Source organism: Parasphingorhabdus sp. (genome assembly GCF_036568145.1).
GTDB lineage: Bacteria > Pseudomonadota > Alphaproteobacteria > Sphingomonadales > Sphingomonadaceae > Parasphingorhabdus.
In genome coordinates this window covers 1-19,377 of sequence record NZ_DATCTC010000012.1, presented here as the reverse complement: position 1 = coordinate 19,377, position 19,377 = coordinate 1, and the positions used below count along the sequence as shown (strand labels likewise).

Sequence of the window (19,377 nt, the reverse complement as noted above, 5' to 3'; positions counted from 1 at the left end):
GGAAGGAGGATCGTAATACTTCCGACTCCCTTTGCAGGACCATGAAATGACCCGAACATTCGATAAATCTACTCTGCCCAGCCGCTATGTCAGCATCGGCCCGGAACGCGCGCCCCAGCGTAGCTATTATTACGCTATGGGAATGACCGAAGAAGATATCGCAAAGCCGTTTGTCGGCATTGCTTCTGCCGGGAATGATAGCGCGCCATGCAATACCTTGTTAGATGTTCAGGCAAATATCGCGCGCCAAGGCGTGATCGATGCGGGTGGAACTCCGCGTCGTTTCAACACTATTACGGTCACCGACGGCATTGCCATGGGGCATCAGGGGATGAAATCTTCCCTCGTGTCGCGGGAAGTTATTGCTGATTCCGTTGAACTGAGCGTGCGCGGCCATTGCTATGATGCTGTGATTGGATATGCGGGTTGTGACAAAAGCTTGCCTGGCATGATGATGGCCATGCTGCGGCTGAATGTTCCTTCGATTTTCGTCTATGGCGGCTCCATATTGCCGGGTCGTTTCCACAATGAAGATGTTACGGTCGTCGATGTTTTTGAAGCTGTAGGCCAGTATAGCGCCGGGAACTGCCCACTTCAGGAATTGATCGAACTGGAAAAAGTGGCTTGCCCGGGACATGGTGCTTGCGGCGGACAGTTTACAGCAAACACAATGGCATGTGTTGCCGAGGCGATTGGTCTATCGCTTCCCAACAGCAATATGGCCCCCGCACCTTATAAAAGCAGGGACGATATGGCGCTTGCTGCCGGGCGTCAGATAATGAACCTGATCGAACTCAATTTGCGTCCGAGGGATATTTGCACAAGAGACGCTTTCCTTAACGCTGCCCGTGTGGTTGCTGCGACCGGCGGGTCAACGAATGCCGCGTTGCATCTGCCTGCAATGGCCAGCGAGGCGGGGATCGATTTTGATCTTTTTGACGTTGCCGAAGTGTTCAAAACGACGCCTTATCTGGCCGATTTGAAACCGGGTGGGAAATATGTCGCCAAAGACATGCATGACGCTGGCGGTGTGTATATGCTCATGAAGACCATGATAGCTAACGACTTGCTTATCGGTGATTGCATGACGGTTACCGGCAAAACACTGGCTGAGAATATTGACGAAATCACATGGAATAGCGATCAGAAAGTTATCTATGATGTAAAGAATGCGATTACCCCTACTGGCGGTGTCGTTGGCCTGAAAGGATCATTGGCTCCCGAAGGTGCGATCGTTAAGGTCGCGGGCATGGCGCGTTTGCAATTTCGCGGCCCGGCTCTGGTATTTGAATGCGAAGAAGATGCCTTTGCTGCTGTCGAAAATCGCGAGGTTAAAGAAGGTTCGGTTATAGTCATTCGAAACGAAGGGCCGAAAGGTGGACCCGGAATGCGCGAAATGTTGGCGACAACGGCGGCGCTTTACGGTCAAGGCATGGGTGAGAAGGTCGCGCTCATTACCGATGGTCGTTTTTCGGGAGGAACACGCGGTTTTTGTATCGGTCATGTGGGACCAGAAGCGGTGGATGGCGGACCTATTGGTCTGGTTGAGGACGGCGATATAATTAATATCGATGCGATTGCTGGAATCATTGATCTCGAGATTGATGAAAAAATTCTGGAAGAGCGTCGTTCCCGCTTCAAGCCGCATGAAAATGATTATGCGTCCGGGGCCCTATGGCGCTATGCTCAGAATGTTGGTCCGGCCTATAAAGGCGCTGTAACCCATCCCGGCGCAAAAGCGGAAAAACATGTTTACGCGGATATCTAGTATCTTCACGGCACTTTTGCTACTTTCCGCATGCGGAGTGACGGATAGTGGGGGGAGCGCCAACGAAGATGAAAGAGCGAAGGGAATTGATGGCAGCACGATACAGTGTGCGGTTAATGGGAGCTCTGAGTTTTCGGATGGTTGTCAAGCCGAACGGCTAGTCGCTGAAGATGGCGTGACATTAGTCGTCCGCCACCCTGACGGCGGCTTTCGCCGTTTTAACATCCTGACTGACGGTCACGGGCTTGAGGCTGCGGATGGTGCAGAGAAAGCCAGAATTGAAATAGTTGATGACAGCGAAATATTGGTTAGTGTCGGATCGGACAAATATATCATGCCAGCGCGGATGAAGAGCGCCGCCGTGGATAATGAGCCGGGTTAGAAACCGGAGGTTAGGCCCGTAATAGGGCCAGAAATAGGGGTGTTGATGCTCAACCATGGGCATATCCTGACTGCGGAAAACATGCGGACAGCGGAGCAGGAGCTGATTGATGACGGAGTTTCGGTCATCGAACTGATGGATCGCGCCGGAAAGGGCGCTGCAGAATATATTGCACGGTCCGCTCCCCACACCCCTACACTTGTACTATGCGGCCCCGGTAATAATGGCGGCGATGGCTATGTAATCGCTCAATCTCTTTTGGAAAAAGGCACCGAAGTCATAGTTGCGGCGAGCAGTGATCCCGGAACAGATGCGGCAAAGAACGCTCGGTCATTATGGAAAGGCGAAACGCTGAGGCTGGCTGATGCTAAACCAGCATTACAATTTGTTGACTGCCTGTTTGGAACAGGTCTGACCAAACCCGTCTCCGGTGAATTACTGGATCACCATCAACGACTATATAGCGGAGCGCGACGGCGGGTAGCAGTGGACCTTCCCAGCGGGGTGGATACCGATAGCGGCAAGTTGCTGAACCCTGTTCCGCCATATGACCTGACCATTGCTTTAGGGGCTTTCAAACCCGCGCATTACCTGATGCCTGCCTGCGCGCTTATGGGGGGCCTGGTTGGCGTTGATATTGGCGTTGATGCGGCCTCATCAATCCGGTTACTAGAAAGGCCTTCGATTTGCCCGCCCACAAGCCACGATCATAAATATACCAGAGGACTGGTTGCTATCGTTGCAGGCGAAATGCCGGGAGCAACTAAACTGGCCGCTTTGGCGGCACAGCACTCCGGGGCTGGGTATGTTAAGATCTTCGCAAAATCGGGTTTCTTGCCTCCCCATCACAGTATTGTTACCGAATATCACACAGGATTGGAACAGCTCCGCGCGCAATTATCGGATGATAGGATTGATGTCATTTTGATCGGGTCAGGACTTGGCCGTAATGACCGTGCTACTGAGCTTTTGAACCTGGTTCTGGATATTGAAAAACCGGTTTTGCTGGATGCCGATGCATTGATTCTTTTGGGGCAGGATGGAGCAAATTGTCTGAAAAGCCGCTTTCATCCGGTAATAATGACTCCGCACGCCGGGGAGTTTGCAGCGATTGCATGCCAAACAGAAGGCTCAAAAATTGATCGGACCACGCAATTAGCGACGGATTGCGGTGCGGTTATACTTCACAAGGGGGCGGATAGTGTTATCGCCAGCCCGAAAGGTGATGTCCTATTAGCGCCCGCATCATCAAGCTGGCTTTCGACGGCAGGAACAGGTGATGTTCTCGCTGGCATTATAGCGGCCCGTTTCGCTGGCCTGAAAGATGCCTTTCTTGCCGCAGAACAGGGCCAATGGCTACATAGTCGCGCCGGAAAACTGGCCGGTCCGGCTTTCTCGCCAGAGATACTAATTGATCATATTCCAAAAGCGCTACAAGGGTGCCTATGAGCACTGAAATCGATTCCAATATTATTTTACGCGTAGCAGCCAAAGGTGATGGCGTGACAGCCGATGGTCGCCATGTGGCTTTTTCCGCACCGCTTGACCGGCTGAATGACGAGGGCGGTCTGATTAAAGGGCCGCATCATGTTGAACCGCCTTGCCAGCACTTTAAGAATTGCGGCGGATGCAGTCTCCAGCATTTGGATGCGGAGAGCTATGCGCAATTTGTAACCGACCGGATAGTATATGCGCTGGAAGGGCAGGGGTTGAGTGCCGGCACACTCCATCCTCCGCAAATTTCAAAACCGAAAAGCCGTATTCGTGCAAGCCTGCGCGGAGCCATGATGGGCAAGAACTTTAAACTAGGATTTAGCGGCGCCGGTAGTCACCGGATCGTCGACCTGAAGCAATGTGAGATTATGCGGCCCGAGCTTTTTGCCGTCATCGAGCCATTACGGATATTTCTGCAATCCGTCGCCCGGCGTAAGCATGATATGAATATCGAGATGAGTCTGGCCGACCAAGGAGTTGATCTGTGCATCAATAACTATGAACCGGAGAGCTTGGAAGAGCGGGTGGCGTTGGCAGATTTTGCTAAAGAGAATGGTTTTGCGCGGCTTTCTGTCGATAATGGTTTCGGCCCGGAAACACAGTGGGAGCCGGAACCGGTAACGGTCACACTGGGCGGAGTTGCCGTGTCCTTGCCGCATAACAGCTTTTTACAGCCCACACATGAAGGCAAGGACGCACTTGTCAGTGCTATGCTTGAAACGGTTGGTAACAGCAAATTTGTGGCTGATCTGTTTGCAGGTCTGGGCACATTTGCGTTTGCCTTGGGCGATAATCGCAAGGTCTATGCTGCGGAAGGGTCACGCGATGCGATAGGCGCATTGCAAATGGCCGCGAATTTGTCAAAGCGCCAGATTTTTACCGAGCATCGTGACCTGTTCCGACGGCCGCTGAGTCCGGATGAGTTGAACCGCTTTGGCGCGGTTATACTGGATCCGCCCCGTGCCGGCGCTCGCGATCAGGTTGCACAGATTGCACAATCCGAAGTTCCCAAAATTTGTTATATCAGCTGCAATCCGGCAAGCTTTGCCCGCGATGCAAAGCAATTATGCGACGCCGGTTATAAACTCGACGCAGTTTGGCCGGTCGGGCAATTTTTATGGTCGACACATGTAGAGTTGGTATCGAGCTTTTCATTGAAATAGTTGATTCATGAGCCGGTATGAATGGGATTTGGTATGTTGAGAGACGCCTCTCATTCTTAAACCCCACTAGATTTAGAAACGTGCTTTAAGAGGATCAGCATTAGCGGCTATCTCCTTGTCCAAAGGAGATAGCCGCCAACGTGTTTAGCCAAACACAACAAGCGCTGCCCGAATTGCCAGGATGATTATGCATATGCTGGACAGCATGAACACCAGAAAGCGGAACATAACTCTGTTCACAGTCGACTGGATCAGGCTGTGCAGAACTCGCAATCCGACATAGATCCACGCGATGGTCAGATTATATCCGCCGCCTTGTCCAATTACAGCAAGAACAAGTGCGATAGCATAGAAAAGCGTCGGCTCGGCCAGCAAATGGTTGTAATTATGCGCCTTCCACTGGACTTCTGCAGGTAGTAACTCGTCCAGATCCGCTCCAGTACCACCTATCAGATTGGCTGAATCGATCTTTGCCTTGTTCATGGCCGGTATGCGGGTGACATACATCCATAACCACATCAGCATGGTCCATAAGATGAGCGCTACAACAGGCTGTAATATAGGACTGAATTCCATTTTATTTCCCCCTCCTAAAAAATCTTGTAGATTATCGTTTTTGTCCTTTTTCCTCGAAGGGGGACCCAAATGCTGGGCAATTGACAATCAATGTCCGGTATCAACCTGACCAATGATCAACAAATCTGGTGGCGCAATATTACGGTGTCCAATGACAACATTCTCCCCCCGGTCGGCAGTAGACCGGGGGAACCTGCGTTACATATTTCAAATTGTCAAATGCAACTTAACTAGCTGGTTAACGTCCGACTGGATCGAGCTGCTACGCTCCGGGGAAGGAGACAACATTCTCCCGGTTCGTACGATCCAGATTATCACCGACATAGACGCTTGCCATAGGTTCATCGATGACATCATAATCATCAATTGATCCATAGCCGTTAAACTTGGTTCGCATCGCCGCTCCATAAGCGCCCAGCATGCCGATCTCGATATAATCGCCGATCTTTACATCGTCGGGTAGGATGAACGGTCCGGCCATATGATCCATGTCGTCGCAGGTGGGACCGTAAAAGCTATATTCGGTAGAGCCCGCATCGGATGATGTGCCGCCAATCAGCTTTACCGGAAAGCGCCAGCCAATATGGGCCGCATCAAACAAGGTGCCATAGGCGCCATCGTTGATATACAGTTCGTTACCACGGCGCTGCTCGACCTTGACGATCAGTGAATTATATTCAGCCGCCAGCGCGCGGCCTGGTTCACACCAAAGTTCCGCTGAATAGCTGATCGGCAAATCTTCGAAAGTCCGGCTAATCGCGCTGAAATAATGGTTGAGTGACGGTGGTTCCATCTCAGGATAAATAGAAGGGAACCCACCACCTACATCGACAATATCAACCGTGACCGATGCCTCGACAATCGCCGTGCGGACCCGTTCCAGTGCCTGGACATAAGCGAGCGGCGTCATAGTCTGACTTCCGACATGGAAACAAATGCCCAATGCGTCCGCAGTCTGGCGTGCACGCATCAATAGCGCCGTGCTATCATCGACATCAATGCCGAATTTCGACGCCAGACTTATTTGCGCAAATTCCGATGCGACCTTTATTCGCACGCACAGCGTCAGGTCTTCTGCGTTGTCGGTGGCGCGTTCAATCTTCTCAAGCTCATCAATGCTGTCCAGCGAAAAAACACGCACGCCGTGATCGCGATAAGCTTCGCGGATAGACGCTTCGGATTTAATCGGATGCATGAAGCATAGCTCCGATTCCGGCAAAATGGCACGGACAAGGCGTACTTCAGCAATCGAGGCCACGTCAAAGTGCGTCACGCCTTCACTGTAGAGCAGTTTCAAAAGTTCTGGCGAGGGATTGGCTTTAACGGCGTAAAGCGACCTGCCGGGAAACTGTTCGACAAAATAGCGTGCCGCACGCCGTGCGGCGTGTGGACGATTCAGCAAAACTGGGATGTCAGGACTAAGAGCCTTCGTCAGCTCCTGTGCATTATGGAAATTGTGCAACTCAAGGGAACCCCTACATTTCTGTTATCGATTGAGCTGCCTTGCGGTTTTGCCATGAAGATTCGGGGTCGGCCATGGGGCAGTGCGGGCGGATATATGTTCGCTTTTACGGTCTGTAAAGTGTCTTTAGTCGATAAATTATGAACAAGGGCCGAATGTTGTTGCTTTGCAACTTTTCATTGGGGCGTCAGCTAAGCCGGTCGCGAAACGCGGTCCAGTCAAACTTTTTAACGCAGCGCAAATCATCTGTTACGCTATTCCAAAGCCAGATTGAGGGCAGGGGGACACCATTAAACGTGTTGGTCTTTACCATAGAATAATGGGCCTGATCCAGAAATGCGATCCGCTGGCCGATATGCGGCGGTTCGGGAAGCAGGTAGTCACCGATAATATCGCCCGCCAAACAGCTTGGCCCGCCTAGCCGGACGGGATCTCCGTCGCTGCGCTCACTCAGCATCGCGGGGCGATACGGCGCTTCGATAACGTCGGGCATGTGGCAAGTGGCAGAAATGTCCGTGATAGCGACGGGCATTCCGTTATCAAATATATCCAGAAGCTCCCCGACCAATATCCCGGCATCAAGGGCAACGGCCTCTCCCGGTTCCAGATAGATCTCACAGCCCGATTTGGTTTTCAGGTCGCTTAAAAACCGGACAAGCGCATCCCGGTTGTAATCATCGCGCGTTATATGATGACCGCCGCCAAGGTTGATCCATTTAAGTTTGCCAAAGTGGGGAGCGATGACGGGTTCTATTTTTGCCCAAGTCTGCTCCAACTCGCCGAAATTCTGTTCGCAAAGATTATGGAAATGAATTCCGGAAATAGCTTCAAAATGCGATGACTTTAACTGTGAGATGGGAAAGCCCAGGCGGCTATGCGGCTGACTGGGATCATATTTCGGTGTCTCGCCCAGAGCGATTTCAGGATTTAGGCGCAGGCCGATGTCGCAGGTGACCAGGTCTTTCCACCTGCTGATCTGGGCCGGGTTGTTAAAAATGACATGCTCGGAACGCGCTGCAATTTCTTCCAGATCATCCTTCTTATAGGCAGGAGAATAGGTGCTGATCGAGCCCTTGAAATGCTCGGCAGCAAGCTTCGCTTCCCACAGGCCAGAGGCGCAGCAGCCATCAAGATACTCGTCGATGATAGGCGCAAGCGACCACATCGAAAAAGCCTTGAGCGCCAATAATATCTTCGCCCCCGATCGTGCCTTTATGTCCGCCAGAACATCCAGATTCCTGCGGATAGCGGCCTCGTCCACAACAAAGGCGGGAGAGGGCACACGGGTCAAATCGAAACGCGCAAATGCGCCGGGATCTCCTGCTTTTGTTTCCATCTTAGAAAGCCAGCGGCGCGTCCAGCTCTTCCACGCTCCAGGGCAAACCATGCTCATTCAACATGGCCATGAAGGGATCGGGATCAAATTCTTCCATGTTGAATACGCCTTTGCCTGCCCATTGGCCCGACAACATTAAAGCCGACCCGATCATGGCTGGAACGCCGGTGGTATAGCTGACGCCTTGATTTCCGGTTTCCTCGAAAGCGGCTTCGTGGCTGCAGATATTTTTGACATAGAGGGTTTTTTGAACCCCGTCTTTTTCGCCCGTGGCGATCACGCCGATATTGGTTTTGCCCTTTGTCGATTCGCCAAGGCTTGCGGGTTCAGGCAATACGGCTTTCAGGAATTGAAGCGGTACGATCTGTTGCCCTTCATATTCAATCGGCTCAATCGAAGTCATGCCGACATTCTGTAACACCTCAAGATGCGTAAGATAGGCATCACCAAATGTCATCCAGAAGCGGATGCGGTTGATTTCCGGGATATGTTTGGAGAGCGATTCAATCTCCTCATGATACATGAGATACATGTTGCGCTCACCCACTTCGTCAAAATCGAACGCCTGTTTATGGGACAGCGCAGGTGTTTCGACCCATGACCCGTTTTCCCAGTGGCGTGCCGGAGCGGTCACTTCGCGGATGTTGATTTCCGGATTGAAATTGGTTGCGAAATGCTGCCCGTGGTCGCCGCCATTGCAATCAAGTATATCCAGCGTGTCGATGCGGTCGAAATGGTGCTTTTTGAGCCAAGTCGTGAAAACCGATGTCACACCGGGATCAAAGCCGGAGCCAAGCAAGGCCATGATACCGGCATCGCGGAAACGATCATTGTAATCCCATTGCCATTTATACTCGAACTTTGCCTCGTCCCGCGGTTCATAATTGGCGGTATCCAGATAATCCGTCTTGGTCGCCAGACACGCATCCATGATCGGTAGATCCTGGTAAGGCAGCGCGAGATTGACAACCAGGTCAGGTTTCACCTTTTCTATTAACGCGGTCATGGCAGAAACATCATCTGCATCGACCTGAGCAGTTTCAATATCCACTCCGGTTCTCTGTTTCACCGATTCCGCTATTGCCTCACATTTGGCAACGGTCCGGCTCGCGAGCACGATATCCGAAAAAGGTCCTGTCTTGGCAGCGACTATCTGTGCCATTTTGTGAACAGCCACAGAACTGACACCGCCTGCGCCGATTACCAAAACTTTGCTCATAATGCTTACTCATTTTGCTAGAGGAATCACCTACCCGCATATAGAAGCACGCCATGACAGAGCAATTACTTTTGGACCCTGCGAGGAAACCGACTTTGGCGGGCGTCGAACGCGCGGCGGAAAAAATCGCCGATATTTTGCCTTCGACGCCACTTCTGCCGCTTACTATCGACGGAAAGACTATATGGTGCAAAGCGGAATGTCTTCAACCCATAGGCGCTTTCAAGATACGCGGTGGGTGGCATCGTTTAACCGATCTGGATGAAAATCAACGCAAACGCGGTGTGGTGGCCTTTTCCAGCGGTAATCATGCACAGGGCGTGGCGTGGGCAGCGCGGCGGCTCGGGATCAAGGCGACCATCATCATGCCGGGCGATGCGCCCGCGGCCAAGCTGGAAAATACCAAGAAGCTGGGCGCCGAGGTCGTTACTTATGACCGGTTGAAAGAATCACGCGAAAAACTGGCTGCCGAAGTGGCCGGGAAAAATGGTGGGGTGGTCGTGCCCAGTTTTGATGATCCTTGGATTGTCGAGGGGCAGGGCAGCGCCGGCATCGAAATCCGGGACCAGATGATCGCCCTGACAGGTTCTCCGCCAGATCAACTGGTTGTCTGTTGCGGCGGCGGCGGGTTGGCATCGGGCATAGCTTTGGCCAATCCGCAGGCAGATATTATAGTCGCAGAGCCGGAAGGGTGGGACGATATGAAGCATTCTCTGGAAAGTGGCACGATCATCCCGGTGCAGGACAATCCACCTGCTACCGATTGTGATGCCTTGCAGACGCTGATCGTCTCTCCGCTGACCTTCGACATATTGAAAGCGCGTAACGCAAAGGGTGTGGCGGTGTCGGCTTCGCAGGTTCATGACGCGATGCGGGTGGCGTTTGAACGGCTGCATGTGGTGATTGAACCGGGCGGAGCGGTCGCGCTGGCGGCCGTGCTGGCGGGCTATGTGCCTGTCACAGACCGGACGGCCATTACACTTTCGGGCGGGAATATTGACCGCAAACGCTTTGCGGAAATAATCGGTGCGTAAAGTCTAAACTTCACAAACTTCACACCAAGGAACAGTGCATTTCAGCCAAATCCTGTTTTGGTACTGCTTGGACAATTTCCAACAAATTCCCAACAAATCGACCTACAGATTGTTACGCAATCTTGCAGGATCTGGCCGGGGGCCAGACGCAGATGATATTCAGGATTGAGACAGAACCGGACAAGGCTTTAGCATAGCCGGTAGCATGTAGGACAGGCGGAAAGTTAGGCGGTTATCGGCTGCGGCTATCAGGCTGCGAGTTGCAGTTCCATCCGGCTCCAGATTTCAACCAGCGCCTTGGTGAGATCAGCCATCATCTGCTCGGTATGAACAGGTCCGGGCGTGAAGCGCAGGCGTTCCAGACCGCGCGGGACGGTCGGATAGTTAATCGGCTGCACATAAACGCCGTATTCGGCCAGCAATATGTCGCTGATCTTCTTGGCTTTCACGGGGTCACCGACCAGCAACGGCACAATATGGGTGGTGGAATCCATGACGGGCAAGCCAGCGTCGGCGAACATGTTTTTCAACAACTGGGCAGCGGCCTGTTGGCCGTCCCGCTCTGCGCTTGATTTTTTCAGGTGACGGACACTAGCCAAGGCTCCGGCAACTAGAACGGGAGACAGGCTGGTGGTGAAAATAAACCCGGGGGCATAGGAACGGATGACATCGATAATTTTCTGGTCCGCAGTGATGTAACCGCCCAGAACGCCTATGGCTTTCGCCAATGTTCCTTCGATAATGGTGATACGGCTGGCCGCGTCATCGCGTTCCGATATACCGCCGCCGCGCTTCCCGTACATGCCAACGGCATGAACTTCGTCACAATAGGTCAAGGCGTTATATTTATCGGCAAGATCACATATGGCGTGCAGCGGAGCGATATCGCCATCCATGGAATAAATGCTCTCGAAAGCAATCAGCTTTGGCGCATCAGGGTCCGAGGCAGCGAGCAATTCTTCAAGATGTTCCAGATCATTGTGCCGGAAAACCCGTTTTTCACAGCCGCTATTTTTAATGCCCGCAATCATGGAGGCATGGTTCAGTTCATCTGAAAAAATGATGCAACCGGGCAATATTTTTGTCAGCGTGGAAAGGGTTGCTTCGTTGGAAACATAGCCGGATGTGAACAGCAAGGCGCCGGATTTACCGTGCAGATCGGCAAGTTCGCTTTCCAACTGGATATGATAGTGGGTGTTGCCGCCAATATTGCGAGTCCCGCCAGAACCGGCCCCCACATCATGCAAGGCTTCTTCCATCGCAGCGATCACATCGGGATGCTGCCCCATGGCGAGATAGTCATTGGAACACCAGACGGTTACAGGCTTTGGTCCGTTATGATGGGCAAAACAGCGGGCGTTCGGGAAGGAACCCTTGTTCCGCAAGATATCGATAAAAACCCGATAGCGGCCTTCACTGTGAAGACGGTTAATCGCTTGAGAAAAAGCCTTATCGTAATCCACTTTTCAACAATTCCTGTATAATTCTTGTAGCAAGTCCAATCGCGTAAATGGCCAATAACGACCTTTTTACCGAATATCCAGCGAGAACCATTCTCAATAAGATATTGGAAAGATAGCCTCTTAAAGAGCTTCAAACCTGTCCAGCCCAAATTCATGGAACGCCTTGCGATATGGTGCCAGCGCTTCCAGCGGGCCAGTCGTCACGAAAACGCCGGAATTCGCGGTTTCTGGCCATATAATATCTTTGGTAAGATATTCAATGCGCCTTGCAATCCCCTGTGCCCCGTCGATGAAGCGGACGGGATTGGGGAATGATTTCTGCAACTCCTCTTGCACCAAAGGAAAATGCGTGCACGCCAGAATGACTGTATCAATCTCATTTCCATGTTCCTGATCGGTCAGGCCCTTCACGGCGGCCTGAATGGCATTCGGGTCAGGCACTTCGCCGCGTAACTTGGCTTCGGCAGCGTGGACCAGTTCAGGGGCACCGAACCGTAGCAGTTTCTTGTCGGCAGCAAATTCACCGGCCAGACGATCAACATAAGGCTGACGAATTGTGGCAGGTGTGCCGAGCAGACCGACGACACCGGTTTTCGTCATCAGGCTGGCTGGCTTGACGGCGGGAACAGTACCGACGACCGGAATATCCAATACGGACCGGACAACATCGAGCGCGATGGTTGACGCTGTATTACACGCTATTGTCACCAGCTGCGGCTTATAGCGCTCAACAAGCCGCCCCAGGAGCAAGGGGATGCGGGTGGAAAGTTCGGCCTCTGTTTTCATGCCATAGGGCATGCCCGCGTAATCAGCGGCGTAAACGACCGGCGCGGTGGGCAATAATTTCTGCGCTTCACGCAAAATGGATAATCCTCCGACACCTGTGTCAAAGAATAAAAGCGGGCCGGTGGTATTTGTTTGATTGCCTGTCATTACCGGACCTCTAGTTAAGCGGCACAGGTTCAGCAAGCGCCTTGCTTCACCTCGCAATCCGTTAACCGCGTTCAATTTTAATATGCAAAAGCCTTGCCGATGGAGTAAGTTAGGGATAGCTCCGGCTATGTCCAAGTAAGGAAACCCGCACGATGCAATCCATCTGGATTGAAACAATTTTGGCCGTATTGTTTGGCTATATGCTGGGGTCGATACCTTTCGGCTTGCTGTTGACGCGGCTTACCGGCGGCGGGGATCTGCGTAAAATTGGGTCCGGGAATATCGGCGCCACCAATGTCTTGCGAACAGGGAACAAGGCGATCGCCGCCCTGACGCTGTTGCTGGATGTCGGTAAAGGCGCTGTGGCAGTCATAATCGCGTCGCGTGTTGATGAAGGGCTGGGCGTCATGGCCGGGATGGGTGCGTTTTTGGGGCATCTCTATCCGGTCTGGCTTAAGTTTAAGGGCGGTAAAGGCGTTGCGACCCTGCTTGGCATTGTCACTGCATTGGCACCGATGCTGGGCATTGTGTTTGCGGTTACGTGGCTGCTCGCCCTGGCAATATTCCGATATTCATCGGTCGCAGGGATGCTGGCGTCGGTTTCTGTGCCGATAACTGCGTTAATTATGGGCGACTATCCATCGACGCCGATGTATATCGGTGTTGCCCTTCTTGTAATCTGGAAGCACCGCGCTAATGTCGAGCGGCTGATGGCAGGTGAGGAACCCAAAGTCGGCGCATCCTGATTAACCGTTAAACGGCGCAAAGCATGAATGAAGAGTTTAACCGGCTGAGGCTGATTCGATCCGCAAATGTCGGTCCGGTCAGCTATGTTCAGCTTGTCCGCCGCTTTGGTTCAGCTGGAAAAGCCTTGGAAATGCTCCCTGAACTGGCGGCACGCGGAGGCGGCAGGGCGCCGCGCATATCGGATGCAGATGCCGTGCGGCGGGAAATGGACGCGGCCAGAAAACTTGGCGCGCAATATCTGTTTCTCGGCGATCCGGATTACCCCTATCTTCTCGCCCAGTTAAGCAACGCCCCGCCCGCCCTGATCTATCGCGGAAACCTGTCTCTGCTCAGCCATCCCACGGTCGCCATAGTCGGTGCGCGCAATGCGTCTGCCGCAGCGTGCCGTTTTTCGCGCGATCTCGCCAATTCGCTGATGAATGAAGGCGTTACGGTTGTATCCGGTCTGGCGAGGGGGATTGATACGGCGGCGCACCAGGGCTCCATCAGCAAGTCCGCGGTTGCGGTGATTGCCGGCGGGATAGACGTCTATTTCCCGCCGGAAAACCAAAGCCTTCAGGAACAAATTGCGCGTGATGGCCTGCTATTGGCCGAACAGCCGCCGGGAACGGAACCCAGGGCGCGGCATTTTCCCTATCGGAACCGGATTATCGCCGGTCTTGCCCAAGGGACCATCGTCGTCGAGGCGGCTCCAAAGTCCGGATCGCTCATCACCGCCCGCCTTGCCGCAGAAGCGGGGCGGCATGTCATGGCAGTCCCCGGCTCCCCGCTGGACCCGCGATCAAGGGGCTGCAACGGATTGATACGGGAGGGGGCAACGCTAATCCAGTCTGTGGATGATATCATGGAACTGATCAGCCATTTTGACGAACGGGCAGCGGGAGCGGATTTTGCGTATGATTTGTTTGAAACGCAGAGCCATCCGGAAAAATTAAGAGAAATCCCGCAAAACAGTAATGATAATATGAATATCGGCATGGACATGGGTATTGATGACACGGATATTGATAACGCCGCCCGGCAATCGCTGACCAGCCTGCTCAGCATGACGCCTGTGTCCGTCGATGAACTGGTCCGGCAATCCCGCTTACCCGCTGCATCGGTGCAAATGATGCTGCTGGAACTGGAACTGGCGGGCAGGCTGTCCCGCCACGCCGGCGCACGCGTAGGTCTGGCCGGTTGAATTCGCCTGAAATTCGCCTAAATGGCTTTTTTGTCGATCAAGAGCTTGACGAACACCCAATCTCTGCCACAGCCTCGCGTGTGTACGTGAAGCAAATGAAAATCGGAAATTATGCAATTAGTAATCGTTGAATCCCCCGCCAAGGCGAAAACAATCGAAAAATATCTGGGATCGGATTTCAAGGTTCTGGCCTCTTATGGTCATATCCGCGATTTGCCGCCCAAGGATGGATCGGTTGATCCTGACGACGGTTTCGCGATGGTCTGGCAACCCTATGCGGACAAGACGAAGCAATTAAAGGCGATTACCGACCTTTCCAAAAAGGCCACGCGCCTGATCCTAGCCACTGACCCTGACCGCGAAGGGGAGGCGATTAGCTGGCATGTGCAGGAAGTGCTGCGTAAAAAGAAAGCGCTGCCGGAAAAAGTGGACCGCGTGACGTTTAACGCGATTACCAAGGCGGCCGTTACAGAGGCCATGACCCGCCCGCGTGCGCTGGATGATGACCTGATCGACGCCTATCGTGCGCGCCGTGCGCTGGATTATCTGGTGGGCTTCACGCTCTCCCCGGTATTGTGGCGCAAATTGCCCGGCGCAAAATCGGCAGGGCGTGTGCAATCCGTTTCCCTTCGCCTGATTGTCGAGCGCGAGCATGAAATCGAAATCTTCAAACCGCAGGAATATTGGTCTGTCACCGCCCTGATGGAGCAGGATGGTCAGGACTTTCAGGCGCGGCTCACCGTGCATCAGGGCAAGAAGCTCGACAAGATGGACCTGTCCAACGAAGAACAGGCCATGGCCGCCAAGGCAGCGGTCGAGAACGGTCTTTTCACGATCGAAAGCGTTGAAACAAAACCGCTAACCCGCAACCCGCCGCCGCCCTTTACAACGTCAACCTTGCAACAGGAAGCCGCCCGTAAACTCGGCTTTTCGGCCAGCCACACGATGCGGATCGCACAGCAGCTTTATGAAGATGGCGCGATCACCTATATGCGTACCGATGGCGTGCAGATGGACGACAGCGCGATTTCAGCCGCGCGCAAGGCCATATCCGACCGCTATGACGCAAGCTATGTGCCGGACAAACCGCGCATTTATAAGACCAAAGCCAAAAACGCACAGGAAGCGCACGAAGCCATCCGGCCCACCAGCTTCACCCGCGATAGTGCAGGCAGCGGGGACCACACCAAATTATACAGCCTGATCCTGAAACGCGCGATGGCCAGCCAGATGGCCGCCGCCCGTATGGAGCGCACGACAGTTGAAATGCGTGACGGCACTGGCCAGACCGGGCTTCGCGCAACGGGGCAGGTGGTTAAATTCCCCGGCTTTCTTGCGCTTTATGAAGAAGGCCGCGACGATAGCGGCGACGAAGATAGCGGCTTGTTACCGGCCATGGCAAAAGGCGACAGTCCGGCGAAAAAATCGGTCGAAGCCAACCAGCATTTCACACAGCCGCCGCCCCGTTACAGCGAGGCCAGCCTGGTCAAAAAGATGGAAGAACTCGGCATCGGGCGTCCTTCCACCTATGCGTCGATCATCAAGACGCTGAAGGACCGCGCCTATGTCCGGACCGAAGGAAACCGTTTCTTTGCAGAGGAAAGCGGGCGGCTCTTAATAGGGTTTCTCGAAAGATTTTTTGAACGCTATGTCGCTTATGACTATACGGCCCTTCTTGAAGAAGAGCTGGATGATGTCAGCGGTGGCCGGGCGCAATGGCAGGAAATCCTGGAAGCGTTCTGGCATGATTTCAAACCCAAGACCGCCGAAGTCATGGAGCGTTTGCCCTCAGAAGTAACGGCGGAACTGGACACATTCCTGGCCGATTACCTGTTCCCGGAAAAAGAGGACGGAAGCGATCCGCGCCTTTGCCCGCGTTGTAACGAAGGCAAGCTGGCCCTTCGCGGCGGGCGTTTCGGTGCTTTTGTCGCTTGCTCCAACTATCCCGAATGTAAATATACGCGGCGCTTTGCCCAGGGCGGCGGCGCGAATGCCGACGCGGATGAAGGCCCCGAAGACCTGGGTATTGATCCCGATACGGAGGAAAAAATCACGAAAATGGTCGGGCGCTTTGGTCCCTATGTCCAGCGTGGTGAAGGCAAGGAAGCCAAACGTTCTTCCATTCCCAAAGATATTCCCAATGAAGAATTTGGTCTGGAATGGGCACTAAAACTGCTTTCCCTGCCACGCGAAGTCGGCACTCATCCGGAAACGGGCAAAGAGGTCATGGCCCAGATCGGTCGCTATGGCCCCTATCTGAGCCATGACGGAAAGTCCGCCCGGCTTGAAAACACCATGGAAGTGTTTGAAATCGGAATGAATGCCGCCGTCGCCAAGCTGGCCGATGCCGCCAAAAACAGCAAAGGCGGACGCGGCGCGAAGCAGGAACCGCTCAAAATCATGGGCATGCACCCGCGCACCGAGGTCGAGATCAAGCTGATGGACGGGCGCTATGGCCCCTATGTCACCGACGGCACGACCAATGCATCATTACCGAAAACGGTGGACAAGGATGAGCTGACTTTGGAAGAAGCGGCGCAATTGATTGATGACCGCGCGGCCAAAGGCCCTGCCAAGAAGCGCAAGAAAGCCGCCCCTAAGAAAAAACCTGCGGCGAAGAAACCGGCGGCGAAGAAGGCCGCTCCGAAGAAAAAACCGGCAGCGAAGAAGCCCGCAGCGAAGAAGAAACCAGCGGCCAAGAAAGCAACGGAGGAAGCCAAAACTGAATAGGCAGTTCTTTTTGGTTTGAGGAGAGAAACTTATGAACCTTACGAGTCTGATCGTCCCTACTTATACGCAAATGCTGAAAGCACTTTCGGGGTGGCTAACAAAAGCACAGACTCAATTGCCAAAAGCAGATGCCGAAGCGTTGCTATCAGCGCGCCTCGCACCTGACATGTTTCCTCTGTCGACTCAAATTCGTTTTGTCTGTGTGCAGGTCAAGGAAGCAGTGTGCCGGCTTAGCGGGGAGCCGTTGCCTGAATCTCTCAACGCGCTTCTTGATGAGGGGCGCAATGCAGGCGAACGGCCCGGTTCGATCCAGGATGCTCAAGCCCGAATTAATGAGGCAATTGCGCTGCTGGACGGGCTCTCAGCCGACGCGCTTGATGCGCACACTGATGATACTATCGCACATGAGCTTCCGAACGGGATGATTTTCGACCTGACCGCGGAGCAATATGCCCGTGACTGGACATTGGGCCAGTTTTATTTCCACATCATGAGCGCCTATGCGATATTGCGCAGCAACAAAGTCGAACTCGGCAAAGCCGACTACATACCGCATATGATTGCGTATCTGCGTCCTGAAACGATGCCTGAAGGCTGAGCGCGAACCCTACTTAACCCAGTCCAGCCCCATGTCCTGATACAGGCTTTTATCCTCGTCCCAGTTCGCGCTGACTTTGACGTGGAGGTAAAGATGCACTTTCTTGCCTAGAATCTCGGACAGTTCGGCGCGCGCCCTTGCGCCGATTTCCTTGATCTGGTGGCCACCTTTGCCAAGGATGATGGCGCGCTGGCTGGCTTTTTCGACCAATATTTGCTGGTGGATTTCGATCGAACCGTCGGGACGTTCCTTATATTGTTCCATCGCAATCGCGGTCGCATAGGGCAGTTCGGCGTGGAGCTGGCGGAAGACTTGTTCGCGGGTGATTTCTGCGGCCAATATCCGCTCGCTGGCGTCGGAAACCTGATCCTCGGGGAAATGCCACCGACCTTCCGGAATGGCGTTGACCAGATAGTCTCTGAGTTCGTCCAGCCCGTCACCGGTCTTTGCGCTGATGAAAAACGTCTCGTCGAATTCCGCCAGATCATTCAGCTTTGCAGCAAGATTGAGCAATTTGTCCTTTGCCGCGATATCGACCTTGTTGAGCACCAATATGGTTTTCTCTTGTCGGTGTTTCACTCGCTCGACAATGGACGTGACTTTCTCGCCCAGACCGCCACGGGCATCGACAAGGAAAATGATAACATCGGCATCTTCTGCTCCGTCCCACGCGGCGGACACCATCGCCCGGTCAAGGCGGCGGCGCGGTTCAAAAATGCCGGGTGTATCGACCAGCAACAACTGCGCCTCATCCTTGATCGCAATGCCCAGCAACCGGGTCCGCGTCGTTTGCGGCTTGGAGCTGGTGATCGCAACTTTTTGACCGACAAGCGCATTGATTAGCGTCGATTTACCCGCATTGGGCGCGCCGATCAGCGCCACTACACCGCATTTTGGGGGGCTGGAATCCTGGGTCATGTGTGCTTTTCCAAAAAGAGTTTCGCGGCACTTGTCTCCGCAGTTTGTATAGATGATGCGGTTGCCTCAACTTCCCCGACCTTACTGATGCTGACTTTGACAGTGAAGCGCAGATCGTGGTGCGGGCCGGATTTTTCCACAAGTTCATAGACCGGCATCTTGCGATTATGCGCGGCCGCCCATTCCTGTAGCGCCGATTTGGGATGGCGGATGTCTTTTTCCATGCCCGAAATGCGGCTATCCCAGTTTTTCAGGATGAAGTGTCTGGCGCTGTCCATACCAAGATCGAGATATATCGCCCCGATCAGCGATTCCATGACATCACCCAGCACTTTGGCGCTATGCCGCGCGCCGTCATCGCGTGCCTGCTT

The 19,377-nt window shown here is 53.6% G+C and carries 17 protein-coding genes; 9 read left to right on the top strand and 8 right to left on the bottom strand.

Annotated features, from left to right (window positions below):
• Nucleotides 1-46 precede the first annotated feature (46 nt).
• The 4 genes from ilvD (at nucleotide 47) to VIN76_RS02535 (ending at nucleotide 4,807) form a co-directional block, all read left to right on the top strand.
• A complete protein-coding gene (gene ilvD, locus VIN76_RS02550) occupies nucleotides 47-1,768 on the top strand; it encodes a dihydroxy-acid dehydratase (RefSeq protein ID WP_332040251.1) in 1,722 nt (573 codons plus the stop codon).
• Nucleotides 1,769-1,943: 175 nt separating this feature from the next.
• On the top strand, nucleotides 1,944-2,150 hold the full coding sequence (locus tag VIN76_RS02545) for a hypothetical protein (protein ID WP_332040250.1): 207 nt from the start codon (nucleotides 1,944-1,946) through the stop codon (nucleotides 2,148-2,150).
• Nucleotides 2,151-2,195: 45 nt separating this feature from the next.
• Nucleotides 2,196-3,599: an NAD(P)H-hydrate dehydratase gene (locus VIN76_RS02540; protein ID WP_332040249.1), complete on the top strand. Its 1,404-nt coding sequence runs from the start codon at nucleotides 2,196-2,198 to the stop codon at nucleotides 3,597-3,599.
• Nucleotides 3,596-4,807 carry a class I SAM-dependent RNA methyltransferase gene (locus VIN76_RS02535; protein ID WP_332040248.1) on the top strand — a complete coding sequence of 404 codons (1,212 nt, stop codon included), beginning with the start codon at nucleotides 3,596-3,598 and terminating at the stop codon, nucleotides 4,805-4,807. The genes VIN76_RS02540 and VIN76_RS02535 overlap by 4 nt, the downstream gene beginning before the upstream one ends.
• Nucleotides 4,808-4,951: 144 nt before the next feature.
• Here the strand turns inward: VIN76_RS02535 and VIN76_RS02530 are convergent, their stop codons facing one another.
• The 4 genes from VIN76_RS02530 to VIN76_RS02515 form a co-directional block, all read right to left on the bottom strand.
• On the bottom strand, nucleotides 4,952-5,383 hold the full coding sequence (locus tag VIN76_RS02530) for an MAPEG family protein (protein ID WP_332040247.1): 432 nt from the start codon (nucleotides 5,381-5,383) through the stop codon (nucleotides 4,952-4,954).
• A gap of 262 nt (nucleotides 5,384-5,645) precedes the next feature.
• On the bottom strand, nucleotides 5,646-6,845 hold the full coding sequence (locus VIN76_RS02525) for a type III PLP-dependent enzyme (RefSeq protein ID WP_332040246.1): 1,200 nt from the start codon (nucleotides 6,843-6,845) through the stop codon (nucleotides 5,646-5,648).
• A gap of 187 nt (nucleotides 6,846-7,032) precedes the next feature.
• Nucleotides 7,033-8,181: a carboxynorspermidine decarboxylase gene (locus tag VIN76_RS02520; RefSeq protein ID WP_332040245.1), complete on the bottom strand. Its 1,149-nt coding sequence runs from the start codon at nucleotides 8,179-8,181 to the stop codon at nucleotides 7,033-7,035.
• A 1-nt stretch (nucleotide 8,182) separates the two neighbouring features.
• Nucleotides 8,183-9,400, bottom strand: coding sequence for a saccharopine dehydrogenase family protein (locus VIN76_RS02515; protein ID WP_332040244.1), 1,218 nt, complete (start codon nucleotides 9,398-9,400; stop codon nucleotides 8,183-8,185).
• 53 nt (nucleotides 9,401-9,453) lie between these two features.
• On the opposite strand from VIN76_RS02515, the gene VIN76_RS02510 reads away from it, so the two are divergent.
• Nucleotides 9,454-10,434 carry a threonine/serine dehydratase gene (locus VIN76_RS02510; protein ID WP_332040243.1) on the top strand — a complete coding sequence of 327 codons (981 nt, stop codon included), beginning with the start codon at nucleotides 9,454-9,456 and terminating at the stop codon, nucleotides 10,432-10,434.
• 248 nt (nucleotides 10,435-10,682) lie between these two features.
• On the opposite strand, the gene hemA is transcribed toward VIN76_RS02510, so the two are convergent.
• Entirely contained in the window at nucleotides 10,683-11,897 is a 1,215-nt protein-coding gene (gene hemA / locus VIN76_RS02505) for a 5-aminolevulinate synthase (protein WP_332040242.1), read from the bottom strand.
• Nucleotides 11,898-12,017: 120 nt separating this feature from the next.
• A complete protein-coding gene (gene murI, locus VIN76_RS02500) occupies nucleotides 12,018-12,830 on the bottom strand; it encodes a glutamate racemase (RefSeq protein ID WP_332040241.1) in 813 nt (270 codons plus the stop codon).
• A 152-nt stretch (nucleotides 12,831-12,982) separates the two neighbouring features.
• Between murI and plsY the strand changes: the two genes are divergently transcribed.
• The 4 genes from plsY (at nucleotide 12,983) to VIN76_RS02480 (ending at nucleotide 18,088) form a co-directional block, all read left to right on the top strand.
• Nucleotides 12,983-13,576, top strand: coding sequence for a glycerol-3-phosphate 1-O-acyltransferase PlsY (plsY, locus tag VIN76_RS02495; RefSeq protein WP_332040240.1), 594 nt, complete (start codon nucleotides 12,983-12,985; stop codon nucleotides 13,574-13,576).
• 23 nt (nucleotides 13,577-13,599) lie between these two features.
• Nucleotides 13,600-14,760, top strand: a complete 1,161-nt coding sequence (dprA, locus tag VIN76_RS02490; protein WP_332040239.1) for a DNA-processing protein DprA — start codon at nucleotides 13,600-13,602, stop codon at nucleotides 14,758-14,760.
• Between the two features lie 111 nt (nucleotides 14,761-14,871).
• Nucleotides 14,872-17,490 (top strand): type I DNA topoisomerase, encoded by a 2,619-nt coding sequence (topA, locus tag VIN76_RS02485; RefSeq protein WP_332040238.1) that lies wholly within the window; start codon nucleotides 14,872-14,874, stop codon nucleotides 17,488-17,490.
• Between the two features lie 31 nt (nucleotides 17,491-17,521).
• Nucleotides 17,522-18,088: a DUF1993 domain-containing protein gene (locus VIN76_RS02480; RefSeq protein ID WP_332040237.1), complete on the top strand. Its 567-nt coding sequence runs from the start codon at nucleotides 17,522-17,524 to the stop codon at nucleotides 18,086-18,088.
• A gap of 9 nt (nucleotides 18,089-18,097) precedes the next feature.
• Here VIN76_RS02480 and era read toward each other — a convergent pair whose 3' ends face one another.
• Both era and VIN76_RS02470 read right to left on the bottom strand, forming a co-directional pair.
• A complete protein-coding gene (era, locus tag VIN76_RS02475; RefSeq protein ID WP_332040236.1) occupies nucleotides 18,098-19,006 on the bottom strand; it encodes a GTPase Era in 909 nt (302 codons plus the stop codon).
• The coding region (locus VIN76_RS02470; protein ID WP_332040235.1) for a ribonuclease III family protein at nucleotides 19,003-19,377 on the bottom strand (375 nt) is incomplete at its 5' end. The genes era and VIN76_RS02470, both read right to left, overlap by 4 nt.